This is a genomic window from Bradyrhizobium sp. SUTN9-2 (genome assembly GCF_003122645.1).
GTDB lineage: Bacteria > Pseudomonadota > Alphaproteobacteria > Rhizobiales > Xanthobacteraceae > Bradyrhizobium > Bradyrhizobium yuanmingense.
This window is the reverse complement of record NZ_LAXE01000001.1, coordinates 6,780,590-6,798,185: the sequence shown is the minus strand read 5'-3', so window position 1 is coordinate 6,798,185 and position 17,596 is coordinate 6,780,590. Positions and strand designations below refer to the sequence as shown.

General features: G+C 65.7%; 18 protein-coding genes. 15 read left to right on the top strand and 3 right to left on the bottom strand.

Going from position 1 to position 17,596, the window contains the following annotated elements; all coding sequences use genetic code 11:
- The 6 genes from XF30_RS38300 to XF30_RS31505 all read left to right on the top strand — a co-directional run.
- On the top strand, positions 1-193 hold a 193-nt coding region (locus XF30_RS38300; protein WP_158284426.1), incomplete at its 5' end, for a hypothetical protein.
- A gap of 61 nt (positions 194-254) precedes the next feature.
- Positions 255-485 (top strand): hypothetical protein, encoded by a 231-nt coding sequence (locus XF30_RS31525; protein WP_036006916.1) that lies wholly within the window; start codon positions 255-257, stop codon positions 483-485.
- 47 nt (positions 486-532) lie between these two features.
- Positions 533-2,557, top strand: coding sequence for a S8 family serine peptidase (locus XF30_RS31520; RefSeq protein WP_109144835.1), 2,025 nt, complete (start codon positions 533-535; stop codon positions 2,555-2,557).
- 292 nt (positions 2,558-2,849) lie between these two features.
- Positions 2,850-3,011, top strand: a complete 162-nt coding sequence (locus tag XF30_RS31515) for a DUF2934 domain-containing protein (RefSeq protein ID WP_074447557.1) — start codon at positions 2,850-2,852, stop codon at positions 3,009-3,011.
- A complete protein-coding gene (locus XF30_RS31510; RefSeq protein WP_109144834.1) occupies positions 3,008-3,193 on the top strand; it encodes a hypothetical protein in 186 nt (61 codons plus the stop codon). The genes XF30_RS31515 and XF30_RS31510 overlap by 4 nt, the downstream gene beginning before the upstream one ends.
- Before the next feature lie 129 nt (positions 3,194-3,322).
- A complete protein-coding gene (locus tag XF30_RS31505) occupies positions 3,323-3,601 on the top strand; it encodes a DUF2934 domain-containing protein (RefSeq protein WP_036006918.1) in 279 nt (92 codons plus the stop codon).
- 285 nt (positions 3,602-3,886) lie between these two features.
- On the opposite strand, the gene XF30_RS31500 is transcribed toward XF30_RS31505, so the two are convergent.
- Positions 3,887-5,674, bottom strand: coding sequence for a peptide ABC transporter substrate-binding protein (locus XF30_RS31500; RefSeq protein WP_109144833.1), 1,788 nt, complete (start codon positions 5,672-5,674; stop codon positions 3,887-3,889).
- A 332-nt stretch (positions 5,675-6,006) separates the two neighbouring features.
- On the opposite strand from XF30_RS31500, the gene XF30_RS31495 reads away from it, so the two are divergent.
- From XF30_RS31495 to XF30_RS31460, 8 genes are all read left to right on the top strand, one after another.
- Positions 6,007-6,789, top strand: coding sequence for a MetQ/NlpA family ABC transporter substrate-binding protein (locus tag XF30_RS31495; RefSeq protein WP_036027487.1), 783 nt, complete (start codon positions 6,007-6,009; stop codon positions 6,787-6,789).
- A gap of 160 nt (positions 6,790-6,949) precedes the next feature.
- A complete protein-coding gene (locus XF30_RS31490) occupies positions 6,950-7,987 on the top strand; it encodes a putative FMN-dependent luciferase-like monooxygenase (protein WP_109144832.1) in 1,038 nt (345 codons plus the stop codon).
- A gap of 38 nt (positions 7,988-8,025) precedes the next feature.
- Entirely contained in the window at positions 8,026-8,625 is a 600-nt protein-coding gene (locus tag XF30_RS31485; RefSeq protein WP_192893473.1) for a CMD domain protein, read from the top strand.
- 11 nt (positions 8,626-8,636) lie between these two features.
- Positions 8,637-9,212 carry an alkylhydroperoxidase domain protein gene (locus XF30_RS31480; protein ID WP_109144830.1) on the top strand — a complete coding sequence of 192 codons (576 nt, stop codon included), beginning with the start codon at positions 8,637-8,639 and terminating at the stop codon, positions 9,210-9,212.
- Between the two features lie 58 nt (positions 9,213-9,270).
- Positions 9,271-10,428: an ABC transporter substrate-binding protein gene (locus tag XF30_RS31475; RefSeq protein ID WP_036027466.1), complete on the top strand. Its 1,158-nt coding sequence runs from the start codon at positions 9,271-9,273 to the stop codon at positions 10,426-10,428.
- A gap of 53 nt (positions 10,429-10,481) precedes the next feature.
- Positions 10,482-12,305, top strand: coding sequence for an ABC transporter permease (locus XF30_RS31470; RefSeq protein ID WP_109144829.1), 1,824 nt, complete (start codon positions 10,482-10,484; stop codon positions 12,303-12,305).
- On the top strand, positions 12,305-13,153 hold the full coding sequence (locus XF30_RS31465) for an ABC transporter ATP-binding protein (protein ID WP_192893307.1): 849 nt from the start codon (positions 12,305-12,307) through the stop codon (positions 13,151-13,153). Before XF30_RS31470 ends, XF30_RS31465 begins: the two co-directional genes overlap by 1 nt.
- Positions 13,150-13,890, top strand: coding sequence for an ABC transporter ATP-binding protein (locus tag XF30_RS31460; protein ID WP_109144828.1), 741 nt, complete (start codon positions 13,150-13,152; stop codon positions 13,888-13,890). The genes XF30_RS31465 and XF30_RS31460 overlap by 4 nt, the downstream gene beginning before the upstream one ends.
- Before the next feature lie 3 nt (positions 13,891-13,893).
- Here the strand turns inward: XF30_RS31460 and XF30_RS31455 are convergent, their stop codons facing one another.
- Entirely contained in the window at positions 13,894-15,408 is a 1,515-nt protein-coding gene (locus XF30_RS31455; protein ID WP_109144827.1) for a helicase HerA domain-containing protein, read from the bottom strand.
- Between the two features lie 240 nt (positions 15,409-15,648).
- On the opposite strand from XF30_RS31455, the gene XF30_RS31450 reads away from it, so the two are divergent.
- Positions 15,649-16,233: a LysE family translocator gene (locus tag XF30_RS31450; protein ID WP_109144826.1), complete on the top strand. Its 585-nt coding sequence runs from the start codon at positions 15,649-15,651 to the stop codon at positions 16,231-16,233.
- A gap of 22 nt (positions 16,234-16,255) precedes the next feature.
- Here XF30_RS31450 and XF30_RS31445 read toward each other — a convergent pair whose 3' ends face one another.
- Positions 16,256-17,320 (bottom strand): ketopantoate reductase family protein, encoded by a 1,065-nt coding sequence (locus tag XF30_RS31445; protein WP_109144825.1) that lies wholly within the window; start codon positions 17,318-17,320, stop codon positions 16,256-16,258.
- Positions 17,321-17,596: the final 276 nt, after the last annotated feature.

The window sequence follows — 17,596 nt, the reverse complement described above, 5'->3', positions numbered from 1 at the left end:
TGTCGGCAAGCAGCTCGGCGTGTTCAGCGCCCAGCCCGGCCTGCAGCCCGCGGCGGCGCAAGTCTCCGACATCGAGCTGCAGGGCTTCTGGAGCGTGCTGAAGAAGATCGGCCAGGGCGCCCAGACCGGCCTCGATATCGGCCGTCAGCTCGGAGTCTTCAACGCCGGCCAGCCCACTGGCACGATGCACTAGACCCAACGCGTGGGGGCGGGCGCAAGCCCGCCCTCTGCGCTTAGACGTGAATGGAAACCAGATGGCCGATTCAACCGCGTCGCAGCAATTCATCGTGCAGGGAGGCCCGGTCCAATCCGGTGAGCTCAACGAACACTTGCAGCGTGAACCCGGCGTGAAGCGAGTCGCGCAAGTCGCACCCGATGTCGTCATCCTGTCGATGACGACGACACAGGCCGATCGCCTGAAATCGACGTTTGCCACGCTGGTGGTCGAACCGGATTCAGCGCTGAAGCCATTCGATGCCGACTGACGTCGGTGGGCAAACATTGGACACGCAAAACATCAAGGAGGCCGCAGATGGCCACGAAAGGCAAATCAGGAACTTCCACGCAGGGCGAGCACGACGCGACCGAAGCCGCGATGAACGGCAACGGGTCCGTTCCGGACCAGGGCACCGCTCCATCATCGTCACGGGGGCAGGAGCCCGCAACGATCGCAGCGCGCCCGGCGCAATTCATGATCGCGCCGCAGCAGCAGCCCGGGCTTGCGACCTTCAGCGTCGATTTCCTGACTCAGCAGCTCAGCAACAGTCCCGACATCGAAGTGGTGAAAACGGTCTCTCCGCCGCGCCTGTTCGGATTTCAGAGCGCAGAGCTCGGACAAGTGCCGCTCAGCCCGCTGGTCCTCGCCAAGATGACTCCTGACAAGGCCAAGTTGCTGCAGACCCAGGCGGGACAGCGTTGCGCGGTGGAGCGCGACGAGCGGCTGAGCTACATGCTCGATCCGACCACGCCGCAGCTGCCCAATCCGGGGGTGCTGACACCGCTGGCCGACGGCTTCACGACCACGATCGAAGTGCTGGGCCAGGATGGTCCGCTGCCTGAAGCCGAGGTTTATGTGTTCGGCAGCATGTGGCCGGCCCAAGGCATCACCGACGCCACCGGCCGCGCCACAGTGACCCTGCAAGGCGAAAGACCCGAGACCATCCGCTCGATCCTGGTCAAACCGAAGATCGACTACTGGACCTTCTGGCTCGATCGTCCGCAGCTCGTTCCTAACAGCGTCAACCGGATCGTTGTCAGGGCGCTCGGCGCGGTGTTGCGGAATTTCCCCGGCCAGCAATTGATGGGATGGGGTGAGCGCGCGATGGGCCTTGATCGTCTGCCTCCGTCCTTCGATGGCGCCGGCATGAAGATCGCAGTCATCGATTCCGGCCTGGCGCCGACCCATCGCAATCTGCACGGCATCACGGCAGGCACCAGTATCGTCGGGACCGACAAGGCGGCCTGGACCGTCGATACGATCGGCCACGGATCGCATTGCGCTGGAATCATCGCTGGCGGACCCGTCGGCGCCGGTGGCGGCATCCGCGGCTTCGCTCCCGCGGCGGAAATCCACGTCTGCCGCATCTTCCCCGGCGGCCGGTTCAGCGATCTCGTCTCCGCGCTCGATTACTGCATGGAGCATGGCATCGATGTTGCCAATATGAGCCTGGGCGGCGGCGAGCCTTCGCGCATTATCGAGGAACGCATCATCCGGGCCAAGCAAATGGGTATGGCCTGCATCATCGCCGCGGGAAATTCCTCGGGGCCGGTGCAGTTTCCCGCGTCGACGCCGCATTGCCTGGCGGTTGCCGCGATCGGCAAGTGGGGCGAATTCCCCAACGACAGCTATCATTCGCAGCAGGCCCTCGACGGCTTCCAGAGCCGCGACGGATATTTTCCGGCAAAGTTCTCCTGCTTCGGTCCGGAGGTCGACGTCTGCGCGCCTGGTGTGGCGATCGTCTCGTCGCTTCCCGCCGATGGCTTCGGAGCATGGGACGGCACCTCGATGGCGACTCCCCATGTCACGGGCCTGGCCGCGCTGGTGCTGGCGCATCATCCGGACTTCACCAAAGGCAACTTTCAGAATCGCGACGCACGCCGTGTCGAGCGGCTGTTCCAAATTCTGAAGGAAACCGCGACGCCGCTGCAGTTTGGCGACCCAAATCGGACCGGCGCGGGATTGCCGAACGTGATGCGGGCACTCGGCCTGGAAACCGGCGTCGCCCCGGTGATCGCCGCCGCTACCGCAACCGACCCTGCGCTGGCAACGTTGCGGCGTCTGCTTGGATTGCAGTCGGTCGAAGCGCCGAGCATGGTTCCCGTGGGGTCGCCGCCGCCGTCCGCCGATCCCGTGCACGGCAGTGCGATCCACGTGGCGCGCGGTCCGGCACAAACGGCGGCCGCAATGAATCTGCAGTCCGTCGATCCGATCAAGAACGGATCGAGCTCCGTCGCTCACGGTCCCGCACAGACCGCAGGCGCGGCAGTCGCGCCCATGATGGTGGATCCGAATCCGGCGCAGATCCGGGAAATCATGCACAGGGTGGGATTGCTCTAACGCGCGTCCTTGGCATCTCAGAAAGGGGCACAGCAGCAGCTGTGCCCCGAGTGCCGACTGCCTTGAGGCAATTGCTGCGGCCGCTCGCCTTGGGAACATGGTGGATTGTTTGCCGCGTCCTGGATTTTCCTTCGCGGCGTCGTGCCGCACAGGCGCAGCTTGGAACTCTCGCGCCCGATCGAAACTTGACTCCGCGGGTCAGCATCGCCGCCGATCGCTGGCCTGCACGGCCCCGCCTCCAAGCCCCCCATACCCCCCAGGGTGGGGCCGTGCTTCCAAGCAGGAGGTGCAATTGTCCGAGCCGACCGAGCAAGAGATCAGAGAACGCGCGCACCAATTGTGGGAGCAGGCGGGCAAGCCGGAAGGGCGCGAGGAGGAATTTTGGCACGCGGCGGAGCAGGAGCTGCGCAACGAGGACAGGTCGAGCACGCTGCGGACGCCGGATACGCTGTGACCGACAAGACCTGCCCATTCTGCCAGGGTCTTGGATGGGTCTGCGAAAACCATCCGCTCCGGGTCTGGAGCGAGAAGCTCGGCGGCTGCCGCTGTGGCGAGGGCATGCCCTGCTCCTGCAACACGACTGAGGACCCTGAAGTCAGGGTGGTGATCGTCGAAGCCGACACGACGTGGCACTAGCGGCGCCCAACCGATGCCTGCTCGGCTGGTCACTTCCGAAACGCTGCACCTCAGGGAACGGACCATCCCGGAAAGGAATTTAGTGTCCGCACGGCTCCGACAACAATTCTTTCCGCGGCAGTTTCGGTGGTGGACGAGCAGAAGAAGCTAGAGCACCAGATCGAACTCGCAACGCGAGCGGCCTCGCTCGTCAGGGATGAAACCACCGGACAACGCTTCAGGAGCTTCGCGGAGGAACTGAAACGAAAGCTGCTTCGCATAATGCGCCGTGGCAAGGTGCGCACACGCGCCTATGAGCTCTGGGAGCAGGCGGGACGGCCGAGCAATCGCGAGTTGGAGTTCTGGCTGGAAGCCGAACGTCAGATCGAAGATGAACGCGAGGAGCGAAAGAGCTCGGGCGCTTCATAGCGCCGGGCGGTATCTCCGTCCTCTGCGCGCGGACCGCAGGTTCCGGTCGCGCGAGCAAGGAAAAAGCCGCCGGGTTGTTCACCCTGGCGGCGTCGCAAAGTCCGTAGCTGTTGATCGTCTTCCCAGCCTCGTGCGTACCGCCGTTACCTTGTTTGCGGCCATGCCCGATCCTTGTAGGCGATGGTGCGCGATTCCGCTGTGATCTGGAGCACACAGTGGAGAGGATTCGCTGTCACGTTCTGATGGCCGCGCTGCGCTGCAACCATCAGCGCGCTCACGAGCCCCTCAGGTCCGGTACCACGCCGCCAGGTTCCACGTGATGGTGTCCCAGCCGGAGATGTCGATCATCAAATTGTTGGCGCCGGCGTTGACGACGTGGCGCGAGAGCAGGGGCAGGAACACGTTTGCCTCGCAGAAGATCTCGTCGACCTTCATCAGCAGCGCGGCGCGCTTGACCGGATCGAGCTCGTTCTGCGCGGCCTTGTAGGCTTTGTCGGCTTCGGGGTCGGAATAGCGCGAATTGTTGCGGCCGAGCCATTTGTTGTCTTTGGTGGCGATCTCCCAGGACACGCACTGGTTCAAGAGGCGCTCCGGATCGGGCTGCGGCTGCGTGGTGTTGTACATCTCCATGTCGGCATAGAATTTCGAGTAGGTGTCGGGATTGCCGACGTCGGATGAGAAGAACACGGAGGCGGTGACCGCCTTGATCTCGATGTCGATGCCGGCCTTCTGGCACGCCTGCTTGATGATGGCCTGCGTCTTCTGCCGCGGCGCGTTGGTCGAGGTCTGGAATACGTATTTGAGCTTCTTGCCGTCCTTCTCCCGGATGCCGTCCGCGCCCTTGGTCCAGCCGGCCTCGTCGAGGATCTTGTTGGCCTTGTCGATGTCGAACTCGTATTTCAGCTTGGGCGACTTGAACTGCTTGGGCGCGTTGACGAAGCTCGCGGTGGCGATGGCGCCGCGTCCGTAGATGAACTTCTGGATCGAATCGCGGTCGATCAGGAAGTTGATCGCGCGGCGAACGGCGGGATCGGACAGCGTCGGATGCTTGGTCTTGACGCTCGAGCGCTCGCCGTCGACCTCGGTCCAGGGATCCGTCGTGTTGAGGATGATGAACTCGACATTGCCTGAAGGCGTGATCTCGAGCTTGCCCTTGCCGCCGGCCTCCATGCGCTTGAGGACCTCCTCCTCCACCTGCATGTTCCAGGCGAAGTCGTACTCGCCGGTCTGCAGCACGGCGCGCGCCGCGGACACCGCGTCGCCGCCGCCCTTGATCTCGACCATGTCGAAATGCGGCTGGTTCTTGATGTGATAGTCGGGATTGCGCTCGGCGCGGATCATATCGCCGGGCTTGAACTCGACGAATTTGTACGGGCCGGTGCCGACCGGCTTCAGATTGCCCGGCGCTTCGCGCGACTTGGCGCCGACATACTCGCCGAAATGATGCTTCGGCAGGATCATCCCGACCGAGCCGACGAACGGATCGGCCCAGAACGGCGTCGGCGCCCGGAAGATCACCTTGACGGTGTGGTCGTCGATCTTCTCGACCTTGATGTCCTTGTAGGAGCCCGTGGTGTAGGCCGCGGTGGCGAGATCTGCGGCGTATTGCCAGGTGAAGACGACATCGTCGGCGGTGAAGGGCTTACCGTCATGCCAGGTCACGCCCCGCTTCAGCTTCCAGATCACGCTCATGCCGTCGGCCGCAAGGCCGCCGTTCGCCTTGGTCGGCGCCTCGGCGGCGAGGCAGGGGATGAGGTTGCCCTCCTTGTCCCAGCCGGCGAGCGGCTCGAAGAAGATGCGCGAGGCGATCTGGTCCTTGGTGCCGAGCGCGAAATGCGGATTGAGCAGGGTGGGCGCCTGCCAGAGCAGCATCTTGAGCGTGCCGCCGCCGCCGGCCTTGGCCGGCTTGTACGGCAGCGTGGCGTCAGCCATCGCGACGTCGTGCCAGACCAGGATCTGGCTCGCGATCGGCGCTGCGATTCCGACCGCGGCCATTGTCCTGATGAATGAGCGCCGCGACAGCGTGCCTTGCTTCACCTCTGCGACCAGATTGCGGATTTCGTTCTCGTTCATTGGATGATCCCCACTTCGTCGCCACCGGCTCAGTGCGCGCTAACTCAGCACGTCGGGCGTGGTGGAGTCAAAGAGAAGGACGCCGGCCCGGCTGCGGATGGAACGAAAGTGTAATCCGGGATTCTTGCCACGAGCGGCAGCAGCCCTGCTTGCGCGGCGCTTCATCCGGGTTACGCCGCGCACTTTGTCGCACTCTGCATTCGTTTTCCGTTTGCGGCCGAATGGAGAAAGGCTGGCCCCGAGCCGCGGACAATATGGATTTCCATTTCATTGATTTCGCACCGCAGAAAAGGGAATACGGGTCCGTTGCCGCAAGACCTAAGGAGACCAAGATGCCGTTTCGCCTTCCCCTGATTCTCTCTGCCGTGCTGGCCGCATGGTCCGCCGCAGCCGCGGCCGAGACCATCAAGATCGGCGTGACGCCGGGGCCGCATGCGCAGATCCTCGAAGCGGTGAAGCCGATCGCCGCCAAGCAGGGCCTCGACATCCAGCTCCTGGAGTTCTCCGATTACGTAGTGCCGAACGCCGCGCTCGATGCCGGCGAGATCCAGGCCAATTCGTTTCAGAACCAGCCTTACCTAGACAACCAGAAGGCCGACCGCGGCTACAAGATCGAATCCGTCGGCCTGACCGTGAACTTCCCGATCGGCGTCTATTCGAAGAAGCACAAGGCCTTCGGCGATATCCCCGCGGGCGGCAAGGTCTCGATCCCGAACGATCCGACCAATGGCGGCCGCGTGCTGCTGCTGCTGCGCGACAAGGGCGTGATCAAGCTGAAGGACGGCACCGGCTTCAAGCCGACCGTGCTCGACATCACCGACAATCCCAAGAAGCTGAAGTTCATCGAGGTCGACGCGGCGCAGGCCCCGCGCGCGCTCGACGACGTCGATGCCGCCGCGATCAACACCAACTATGCAACCCAGGCGGGCCTCGATCCGGTCAAGGATCCGATCCTGCGCGAGGACCCGAAGGGGCCCTATGTCAACCTGATCGCGGTGCGCAGCGCCGACAAGGACAAGCCTTGGGTCAAGATCCTCGTGGACAGTTACCACACGCCTGAGGTCAAGGAGTTCGTCCTGACCAAGTTCAAGGGCGCGGTGCTGCCGAGCTGGTAGGCAATCTGCCCGCCCAGAGTCCACATCAAGGCGATCCGGCGGGCAGCCTTGCGATCAGCCTTGCGCAGGAATCTTGCGTATGTGCCCTGCGTAATGCCCGCTTGTCGGGAACTGCGGCAACCGACATCATCGGGGCCCATCCTCGCCCGACAGGGATTGTATGAAACGCTTTGCCAACCTGAAACGTCTGGGCTTCTTCACGCGGCTGCTCGACGAGGCGCCGGCGGCGGACCGCTATCGCTTCGCCGCCGAGCAGATCGTGCGCGCCGAGAAGGCCGGGCTCGATTCCGCGTGGATCGCTCAGCATCATTTCCATGAGCGCGAGGGCGGCCTGCCGTCGCCCTTCACGTTCCTGGGTTATGCGGCCGCGCAGACCTCGCGCATCCGCCTCGGCACCGGCATCGTCACGCTGCCGCTGGAGAACGCAGTGCGGGTGGCGGAGGACGCCGCGGTGCTCGATCTCCTTTGCAACGGCCGCTTCGAGCTCGGCGTCGGCACCGGCGGCAACCCGTCGGCCTTCGCCGCTTTCGGCCTCGACAGCGCCCAGCGCAACGAGATCTTTGCCCGCAATTTGGACATCGTCCGCAAGGCCCTGACCGGCGAGCCGCTCAATGGCGGCGACACGCTCTATCCGCAGCGGCCGCAACTGGATAAGCGCATCTGGCAGGCGACGTTCTCCGTTGCCGGCGGCGCCCGCGCCGGCAAGGCCGGCGACGGCCTCCTGCTCTCGCGCACGCAGCCGCGGGCCAAGGACGCGCCGAACGCGACGCTCGCCGAGATCCAGAACCCGATCATCGATGCCTATCTCGCCGCGCTGCCGCCGGGCTGCGAGCCGCGCATCATGGCCTCGCGCAGCATCTTCGTTGCCGACGACCATCGCGAGGCGCTGCGCCTCGCCGATATCGGACTGCGCCGCGCGCTGCCGCAATTCATGAAGGGCGGACATCCCCCTCCGGGCGAGACGCTGGAGGAGATGATCACCGCGTTCGACACCCATGTCGGCGATGCCGACCACGTCATTGCCTCGCTCCGCACCGACGACACGCTGGAACGGGTGACCGATCTCGTCTTCCAGGTGCATTCGGTCGATGCGCCGCATGCTGACGTCCTGCGCTCCATCGAGCTCGTCGCCGACAAGGTCGCCCCAGTGCTGGGCTGGACCCGGACGGCCGCCAAAGACATTGCCCTCGCAGGTTAGCCGGAATGAACGAAAAACGCGTTGCACGAGGCTGAATGATGGGAACGCAAGACATCATCGACACGCTCGCCGGCATCGAGCCCGGCTCCACGCTCGACGCCATCCGCGCGCGCCGCCTGCAGGCGCGCGAGAATGCGCAGAAGAGCTATCTCGCTTTGTTCGAGCCGATCGAGGCCGGCGATTTTTCGCTTGCCGAGCGCGCGGTGGTCGCCGCCTTCGCGACCGGGCTCCATGGCGAGTCCCCCGTCGCCGCCTTCTATCGCGACAAGCTTGCCGCGACTGCGGATGGCGCGCCTCTGCTCGATGCGATCAACGCCGAGATCGAGCGCGGCAAGACCTCCGGCCCATACGGCGCCTATCCGGCCGGTCCGTTGTCGATCGAGAACAAGGCCGGCTTGATCTATCGCGTCAGCGCGGAGCGCAAGCGTGTCCTCGGCGCCAGGCTGGTCGCAGCATTGGAGCACGCGCATCTGCTTCTCTTCCACCCGCGCGATGCCGCGTCCGCCGACATGAAGGCGCTACTGGCTGCCGGCTGGTCATCCACCGGCATCGTCACGTTGTCCCAGCTCGTTGCGTTCCTGTCGTTCCAGGTGCGCGTCGTCAGCGGCCTGCGCACGCTCGCCGCAGCGAACGCGTAGGAGGTCCAATCATGAGCACCGTCAATCCGCCCGTCGCCTTCACCCAGGACGAGCTCGGCTGGGTCTCGTGGATCGACCCTCTGCCCGAGGCCGAGCTGACCGAGCGGCACTACGCCGGCCTCGTCGACCGCGCCCGCGCCAAGTCGGAATATTTTCGTCTCTTGGTGCGCGATCCCGAAGTTCTGAAGGCCCGCACCAAGACCGACAAGGACATCTTCTACAACGTCGCCGACGGCCTGCCGCGCGCCGAGCGCGAGCTCGCAGCTGCGGCGACCTCGCGCTACAACGGCTGCATCTATTGCGCCTCCGTGCATGCGCGCTTCGCCAGCACCTATTCCAAGCGGCGCGACGACGTGCAGCGCCTGCTCGACGAGGGCGTTGGGGCCGATCTCGGCGAGCGCTGGAATGCGGTGGTCAAGGCCTCGGTGGCGTTGGCCGCAACGCCGATCGCATTCGGGCCTGACAATATCGCCGAGCTGCGCCGCGCCGGTCTCGACGACGCCGAGATCGTCGACGTCATCAACGGCGCCTCGTTCTTCAACTGGGCGAATCGGCTGATGCTGTCGCTCGGCGAGCCCTCGAAATAGGCAATCTTACCGGCACGAGAATTGCTGCTGTATCAACATTGAATGGATGGAGCCGTGAATGAGCAACATCGATCGCCGTACCCTGGTCAAAGGCTCGCTCGCCGCCATGATGGCTGGCACAGCCTTCTCGCGCGCCGCACTGGCGCAATCCGCCGAGCCGATCCTGCTCGGCGTCAGCGGCCCCCTCACGGGACCGAACGCGCAATATGGCGCGCAGTGGAAGCAGGGCTTTGATCTCGCGCTCGACGAGATTCACGCCGCCGGCGGCATCAACGGCCGCAAGCTCGCCTACCAGTTCGAGGACAGCCAGAGCGATCCGCGCCAGTCGGTCGCGATCGCCCAGAAATTCGTCTCCGATCCCCGCATCGTCATGGAGCTCGGCGATTTCTCCAGCCCCGCCTCGATGGCGGCCTCCCCGATCTATCAGCGCGGCGGCCTCGTGCAGTTCGGCTTCACCAATTCGCACCCCGACTTCACCAAGGGCGGTGACTTCATGTGGAGCACGTCCGTGAGCCAGGCCGACGAGCAGCCGCTGCTGGCGTCCTACGCCGTCAGGCGGCTCGGCCTGAAGAAGCTTGCGGTGCTGCACCTCAACACCGATTGGGGCCGCACCAGCCGCGACCATTTCGTCAAGGCGGCCAAGGAATACGGCGCCGAGGTCGCGATCACCGAGGGCTACATCGCCGAGGAACGCGACTTCCGCTCCACCTTGGTGCGCGTGCGCGACGCCAGCCCGGACGGGCTGATCCTGATCTCCTATTATTCCGACGGCGCGCTGATCGCGCGCCAGGCCCGCCAGGTCGGCCTGAAGCAGACGATCTGCGCGGCCAGCTCGGTGTATTCGCCGAAATTCATCGAGCTCGGGGGCGAGGCGGTCGAGGACGTCCATCTCGGCACGCGCTATTTCCCGCAAGATCCGCGGCCCGAGGTGAGGAAGTTCATCGACGGCTTCAAGGCCAAGTACAACGGGCAGGAGCCCGACGCCTTCAACGCCTATTCCTATGACGCGATGAACATGGCCGCTGCCGTGGTGAAGATCGGCGGCACCGACCGCCGCGCCATCCGCGATGCCTTCGCCAAGGTGAAGGACGTCTCCAGCGTCATCTTCGGTCAGGCCACGTTCGACGTCGAGAGCCGCCGCGTCAAGGGCGCCATGAACGCCGAACTCGTCGTGCGCAAGGGCCAGTTTGCGCTCTGGGACGGCAAGCCGACCTGATGTGATGGCCGAAGCGATCGCTCCGGCCGCTTCTCCCTGATTAGGAATGCTGCGTGTCCTCCTGGCTCGACCACACCATCAACGGGCTGATCGTCGGCAATGTCTACGCGCTCGTTGCAGTCGGGCTCGCGCTGATCTTCGGCGTCAGCCGACTGATCAACTTCGCGCAAGGCTCGATCTATCTGGTCGGCGCCTATATAGGCTGGATCGCGGTGGTGCAGCTGCACACGCCGCTGCCTCTTACCATCATCGTGGTCGCCGCGGCCGCGGCGATCGTCGGTCTGATCATCGAGCGGTTCGGTCTGCGGCCGCTGCAAAACTCGGTGCGCATCGCGCCGCTGCTCGCGACCATCGGCATCAGCTTCGTGCTCGACCAACTGGTGATGCTGATCTTCTCGCCCAATCCGCGCGCGCTGCCGAGCCAGTTGCCCGATGTCCGCTTCCAGGTCGGTGGCGGGACGATCGGGCCGCTTGATCTGCTCATTGCCGGCGTCGGCCTCACCAGTGCGCTGCTGCTGTTCGTGTTCCTGCGTTACACCAAGCTCGGCTGGGCCGTGCGTGCCACCGCGCAGGACCGCGACGCCGCCATGCAGATGGGCGTCGACGTCAACCGGGTCAATCAGGCCGTGTTCGGTATCGCGGCGGCGCTCGGCGGCGTCTCCGGCATGCTGGTCGGCATGTACTACAACCAGATCGACACGGCGATGAGCCTTCAGGCGACGCTCAAGGGCGTCGTCGCGGAAGTCGTCGGCGGCGCCGGCAACGTGCCGGGCGCGGTGATCGGCAGCCTGCTGCTGGGCCTCGTCGAGAGCTACGGCGTCGCCGTGCTCGGCACCAGCTACCGCAATTTGTTCGCGTTCCTGCTGCTCGTCGTCGTGCTCGTGCTGCGGCCGAACGGCCTGTTCGTCAGCGCACGGCAGGCGCCGCCCGAGCCGCTCACCGGCACGTTCATCGCGCCGAGCCGCCCGGTGAATATTCCCCGCTGGGCGCTGTTGGTCGCGGTTGCCGGCTTTGCGATCCTGCCGCTGTTTCCGGTGTCCTTCTACGTGCTCCAGACCCTGATCAACGCCTGGCTGCTCGGCATGCTCGCGCTCAGCCTGACGCTGGTTGCGGGCACGATGGGGCAGGTCTCGCTCGGTCATGCCGCGCTGCTTGCGATCGGCGCCTACACCTCCGCATTGCTGTCGCTGACGCTGGCCGTTCCGGCCGGACTTGCCGTCATCGGCGGTGGCCTGATGAGCGCCGCGCTCGGCACGCTCCTGATCTCGCCGTCCTTCCGCCTGCGCGGGCATTACGTGTCGATCGCGACGCTCGCGATCGGCGAGATCGTGGCGCTGGTGATCCTGAACTGGGAGAGCGTGACGCGCGGCCCGATCGGCATCTCCGGCATCCCGCCGCTGTCGCTGTTCGGCTATGACCTGATCAGCCCGACCTCGGTCTATTGGTTCAGCCTTGCGGTCATGGTCGTGCTCGCGCTGTTCCAGGGGCGGCTGCTCACCTCGCATCTCGGCCGCAGCTTTCGTGCCATCCGCGACGACGACATCGCCGCGCGCGCCTATGGCCTCAGCCTGAACCGCTACAAGTCGATCGCCTTCATCTTCGGCGGCTTCGCCGCCGGCGTCAGCGGCGGCATCGCCGCGCATCTTTATTCCTACATCAACCACGAGACCTTCAACACGCAGCAATCCATCCTGGCGCTGACCGTCGTGATCCTCGGCGGCCTCGGCAACGTCGTCGGCGCGATCGTCGGGTCGGTCGCGCTGGTCGGCCTGCCCGAAGTGTTCCGGATCGCTGCGGAGTATCGCATCCTGATCTACGGCATCGTTCTCTTGCTACTGGTGCGGTTCAGGCCGCAGGGCCTGTTGGGAACGGTCTGATGGAGAAGCAGCTTCACGCCATACTGTCCCTGCGCGGCCTGACGCGCCGTTTCGGCGGCCTCACCGCCGTCGATACGATCGACCTCGATCTTGCCAAGGGCGAATTGATCAGCATCATCGGCCCGAACGGCGCCGGCAAGACGACGCTGTTCAATCTCGTCACCGGGCTGGATCGGCCCGATGCCGGCACCGTCAGCTTCGAAGGGCAGGACATCACCGGCCTGTCGCCGGAGCGGCTCGCGGCCGAAGGCATCGCGCGCACCTTCCAGCTCGGCCGCGTGTTCGGCAATCTCAGCGTCATGGACAATGTCCTGATCGGCGCGCACACGCGGCTGCGCGCGGTGAAGCCGGCCGTGCCGGTGATCGGCCCGCTGCTGGAATTGGGTCTGGCCTTGCTGCGTCCCTCGCGCGTCAGGGCCGAGGAGGAGCGGCTGCGCGAGGAGGTGAAGGCCATCCTCGCGCGTTTCGGCGAACGGCTGCTGCCGCGCATCGACCAGCCCGCCTATAGTCTGTCTTACGCCAACCGCCGCCGCGTCGAGATCGCGCGTGCGCTCGCGCTGAAGCCGCGGCTGCTGCTGCTCGACGAGCCCACCGCCGGCATGAACCCGACCGAGACCGCGGAGATGCAGGGGCTCGTCGCCGAATTGAAAGCCGAAGGGCTGACCATCCTGCTGATCGAGCACAAGCTGGAGATGGTGATGCGCCTGTCCGACCGCGTCATCGTCATGGACGAGGGCAAGAAGATCGCGGAAGGGCCGGGCGAGCAGGTGCGGAGCGATCCCAAGGTGATCGAGGCGTATCTCGGCCATGGGCTATCAGGGGCGGCGGAGCAGGAGAGCGCGGCATGACGAACTCTGGTCCCGAACCGCTGCTGGCTTTGTCGAACGTCAACACCTTCTACGGCCAGGCCCAGGTGCATTTCGACCTGTCGATCACGGTTGCGCGCGGCCACATCGTCTGCCTGCTCGGCGGCAACGCGAGCGGCAAGTCGACCACGATGAAGATCATCTTAGGGTTGGTGAAGCCACGCTCGGGCGAGGTGACGTTCGACGGCGCTTCGCTGATCGGGCTCTCCACGCCGCAGATCGTCCGCCGCGGCATCGGCTCCGTGCCGGAGGCGCGGCGGCTGTTCGCCGACATGAGCGTGCGCGAGAACATCCTGATGGGCGCCTTCGTGCGCAACGACCGCGACGCCATCGCGCAGGATCTCGACAGGATGCTGACGCTGTTCCCGAAGCTCGGCCAACGGCTGTCGCAGCGCGCCGGCTCGCTGTCCGGCGGCGAGCAGCAGATGGTGGCGATGGCGCGCGCGCTGATGAGCCGCCCGCGCATGATCGTGATGGACGAGCCGACCATGGGCCTGTCGCCGCTTTATGTCGATCGCGTGCTGGAGCTGATCCGCAGCATCAACCAGGCGGGCGTCTCGGTTTTCATGGTCGAGCAGAACGCCAGCCTCGCGCTCGAGATCGCGCACGAGGCCTATGTGCTGCAGACCGGCAAGATCGTGCTGTCTGGCCCCGCGCGCGCGCTGAAAGACGACCCCCGCATCCGCGACGCCTATCTCGGCGGCTCCGAGGCGGCCTGACGCTCAGGCCGACGCCGCCCTTGCGACCTGCTCCGCCGGCTGATCATCGCCGTTGGGATCGCCCGGCGCGGTCGCCCAGGCGAGCTCCACCAGCGTCACGATCCGGCGGCCGCCGCCGTCGAGCTGGACGACGATCAGGCCCTGCTCCTCCATGTAACCGAGCAGGCGCTGCGCGCGGCGCAGCGAGTGCGAGCCGTAGGCGCGGGCGATCGCGGCATCGCCGGGGCAGGGCCAGCCTTCCTTCGCCGCGCGCGCGATCATCATGAACACGCCCTGCATGTCGTCGGGCAGGATCGAGGCGCGCAGCGCCACGTCCTGCCAGGCGTCGTCTTCAGTGAGATCCGTCCCGAGCCCGGCGCGCGCATGCGTCAGCATGCGCCGGAATTCGTTGAGATCGGGCACCGCCGCCCCTAAGCCCTCGATGCGGCAGCGGACCACGAACTCTTGATAGAGCACGCCGATGGCGCGGAAGCCGGCATCGGGCTCGGCCATCACCGCACGCAGCGTGCGATCCACGCGCTCGCGCCGCTCGGCGAGCTCTTCGGCACTGACGGGAGCCTCGACCGCCTCTAGCCGAATCTCCGGCACCGCGGCGGCCTTCGCCGCGCGAAGCTGCTTGAGCAGATCCGGCGCCGGCCGTCGCTGCGGCCGGCTGGCATCGGGCGGCGGTGCGGCGAGGATGACCGCGCGGGCATCTTCAAGCGCGGCTTCCGGCAGCGGCATCAGCCGCGGTGTCGAATTGCGCGGGCTGGTCTCGGTCGGGCCGATGTTGAGGCGCAGCGGCCGGCGCGACAACGCAGGTCCCAGCGCCATGAACTGACCGCGCTCGAGATCGCGGAAGGCTTCCGCCTGCCGCCGTTCCATGCCGAGCAGGTCGGCGGCGCGGGCCATGTCGATGTCGAGGAAGGTCCGCCCCATCAGGAAGTTCGAGGCTTCGGCCGCGACGTTCTTGGCGAGCTTGGCCAGGCGCTGGGTTGCGATGATGCCGGCAAGCCCGCGCTTGCGGCCGCGGCACATCAGATTGGTCATGGCGCCGAGCGAGAGCTTGCGTGCTTCGTCCGAGACTTCGCCCGCCACCGCCGGCGCAAACAGCTGCGCCTCGTCCACGACCACCAGCATCGGGTACCAATGATCGCGGTCGACGTCGAACATCCCGCCGAGGAAGGCAGCCGCGCGCCGCATCTGGTTCTCGGCATCCAGCCCTTCGAGATTGAGCACGGTGGAGACGCGATGCAGCCGCGCGCGCTCGCCCGCGACCTGGAGGCCGCGCTCGGTGTGATCCTCGGCCTCGATCACCAGATGGCCGAAGCGCTCGGCCAGCGTGACGAAGTCGCCCTCGGGATCGATGATGGCCTGCTGCACCCAGGGTGCGCTCTGTTCCAGCAGCCGCCGCAAGAGATGCGACTTGCCGGAGCCCGAATTGCCCTGCACCAGGAGACGGGTCGCCAGCAGTTCCTCGAGGTCCATGGCGGCCGCGGCGCCTGCCGTGGTCTGCCCCATCTCGATCGCAACCGTCATGTCCCCGACTCAAAGTCCCGTCATTCGCGGACAGCGGCTTATCAATCCAGCCGCGGCGCGTCGAGCGCTCCAGCGCGAATCAGGTGGTGTTGCCCACGCCAAAACCGGAAAGCATCCGCCGTGAGCGGCAGGAAACCGGTGCCGAAAGGCCTCGGCTCGGGGAAGATGATGCAGACCGCCATCGCTCGGCCAAATGACGCAGATCAAGATCGACGGGTTCGAGAGCTGCTATCCGGCCGTATGACCTTTCTGACCTTCTTCACGGCGACCTATTTCCTGCTGGCGGTGCCGGGGCCGACCAACACCCTGCTGGCGACATCGGGGGCCGGAGCGGGCATCTCGCGCTCCCTTCATCTGCTTGCGGCGGAACTGTGCGGCTATCTGTTGGCGATCGCGGTGCTGCGGCTGGCGCTCGGTCCAATCATCAGCGACATCCCGATTGCGGCGCTGCTGCTCCGCGTCGCCGTGACCATCTACATCCTGTTCCTCGCGGTCATGCTCTGGCGCGTCAACACGCGCGAGCTGCGCGGCGGCGCTGCGGTGACGTTCGGCCAGGTGCTGCTGACGACGCTGCTCAACCCGAAAGCACTGGTCTTCGCGTTCCTGCTGCTGCCGCTTGGGGCCGGGCCGCTCGAACTGCTGCCGTGGCTCGGCGTGATCGCGCTGCAGATTCTCACCGCCGGCGCCGCGTGGATCATTCTCGGCGCAACGCTCGGCCGCGGCGCCCGTCGCCTCGGGCGCCCTGACCTCGTCACGCGCACCGGCGCGGTTACGCTGGTCGCCGTGACCGGCCTGATCTGGCTGCAATCCTTCCTGGTTGCCTGAGCGGACCTCGGTGGGAGCGGCGCTACTGCGCGCCGGAGCCGCCCTGCACGATCTTCTCGTTCAGCTTCTGGTCCACGGTGTCGACGGTGCGGTCGATCTCGGCGTTGGGCACGCCGAGCTGATGCGAGATCAGCTTCACCAGCAGGTCGACGCGTTCGATGAAGGGCGCACCGCTCGCGACCGCGCGCGCCGCCGATGACGGCTTGAGCAGGCTCTCCGCGGCCTTGGCGTACTTCGCGAACGGCACCTGGTCCTGCGGATCGGCGCCGAGGCGGCGGGCGATCGCATCGACATGGTCGTAGATCGTCTGCGAACGATTGAGATCGCCGTGCACGGCGTCGCGGATCGACTGCGGCTCGTTCGGCGTGATGCAGCGGTAATTGCCGGTCAGCAGCATCGACCATTTTGCCAGCGGCACGAACAGGGAATCGAACACTTTCAGCTTCACCGGCACGTCGTGGCCGTCGAGCGTCACCGCGTCGATGTCGGCCTCCAGCTCGCGCAGCAGCTTGTTGTGCTTCTCGTCGGCGAAGACCGACGCCTTGAAGTTGGTGGGCAGGCCGACATGCAGCACGTTGGCGGCCTCTTCCGGCGGCCGGAAGGCCTGCGGGTCGGGCGAGCACAGCGTCACCAGCCCGGGCTCAAACCGCTCCCACACCTGCGCATTGGTGTAGGCCTCCTCGAGATCCATGTCGGCGAGTGCCGGAATCCGTTTCAGGTAGGGCAGGGGCGGCATGTTCATGATCGACAGGCACGGCAGCTTCGCCGCGGCAATCTTGACCATGAGGACGCGCACCGTGTGGTTGGTGTATTGCGGCTCCTGCATCGCGAGGCCGACCAGATCGTAGCGGGAGAGGTCGACATTGGCCGGCGTCGCCGCGTCGAGCTTGCCAGGGAGGTTGCGGGAGAAGATCGCCCGGTGCACCGCCTCGTCGCGTAGCTTAATACGCACCTCGGTACCGTCGCGGTTGATCAGCTCCGCGGTCTTTGCGCGGCAGACCAGGGTCACGTTGTGCCCGGCCATCAGCAGCTTCGTGCCCAGCAGGGAGCCGTAAGAAGCCCCAAGAATCAATATGTTGCGCGCCATGCTCCGTCCCCTGGAAATCTGTGTGATTTTTCCGGCCCCGGCCGTTCCGCGGGGCAGTTGAGGGCATGTAAAGCGAAGCGCAGGGGAATGGCAACTGGGATAATGCATACAAGGGTGCGTCTGGTCCCCGCGGGTTCGAGGGCCAGCCTGGCGGCCTGTTTCGGTCTCGTGTCAACCCAGTGAAGCAAAGATATTCTTCTTTACCGAAATTCGGATTTGTCGTATGTGTCGGTCATCCCGGCTCAATCTCGAGGGGCGATCATGAGGTCGTCATTG

Coding starts and splice junctions, on each gene's coding strand:
- XF30_RS31490 (WP_109144832.1), top strand. CDS start 6,950: ATGAAACGCTTTGCCAACCTGAAACGTCTGGGCTTCTTCACGCGGCTG.
- XF30_RS31460 (WP_109144828.1), top strand. CDS start 13,150: ATGACGAACTCTGGTCCCGAACCGCTGCTGGCTTTGTCGAACGTCAAC.
- XF30_RS31450 (WP_109144826.1), top strand. CDS start 15,649: ATGACCTTTCTGACCTTCTTCACGGCGACCTATTTCCTGCTGGCGGTG.
- XF30_RS31500 (WP_109144833.1), bottom strand. CDS start 5,674: ATGAACGAGAACGAAATCCGCAATCTGGTCGCAGAGGTGAAGCAAGGC.
- XF30_RS31445 (WP_109144825.1), bottom strand. CDS start 17,320: ATGGCGCGCAACATATTGATTCTTGGGGCTTCTTACGGCTCCCTGCTG.
- XF30_RS31465 (WP_192893307.1), top strand. CDS start 12,305: ATGGAGAAGCAGCTTCACGCCATACTGTCCCTGCGCGGCCTGACGCGC.
- XF30_RS31520 (WP_109144835.1), top strand. CDS start 533: ATGGCCACGAAAGGCAAATCAGGAACTTCCACGCAGGGCGAGCACGAC.
- XF30_RS31455 (WP_109144827.1), bottom strand. CDS start 15,408: ATGACGGTTGCGATCGAGATGGGGCAGACCACGGCAGGCGCCGCGGCC.
- XF30_RS31525 (WP_036006916.1), top strand. CDS start 255: ATGGCCGATTCAACCGCGTCGCAGCAATTCATCGTGCAGGGAGGCCCG.
- XF30_RS31480 (WP_109144830.1), top strand. CDS start 8,637: ATGAGCACCGTCAATCCGCCCGTCGCCTTCACCCAGGACGAGCTCGGC.
- XF30_RS31495 (WP_036027487.1), top strand. CDS start 6,007: ATGCCGTTTCGCCTTCCCCTGATTCTCTCTGCCGTGCTGGCCGCATGG.
- XF30_RS31485 (WP_192893473.1), top strand. CDS start 8,026: ATGGGAACGCAAGACATCATCGACACGCTCGCCGGCATCGAGCCCGGC.
- XF30_RS31475 (WP_036027466.1), top strand. CDS start 9,271: ATGAGCAACATCGATCGCCGTACCCTGGTCAAAGGCTCGCTCGCCGCC.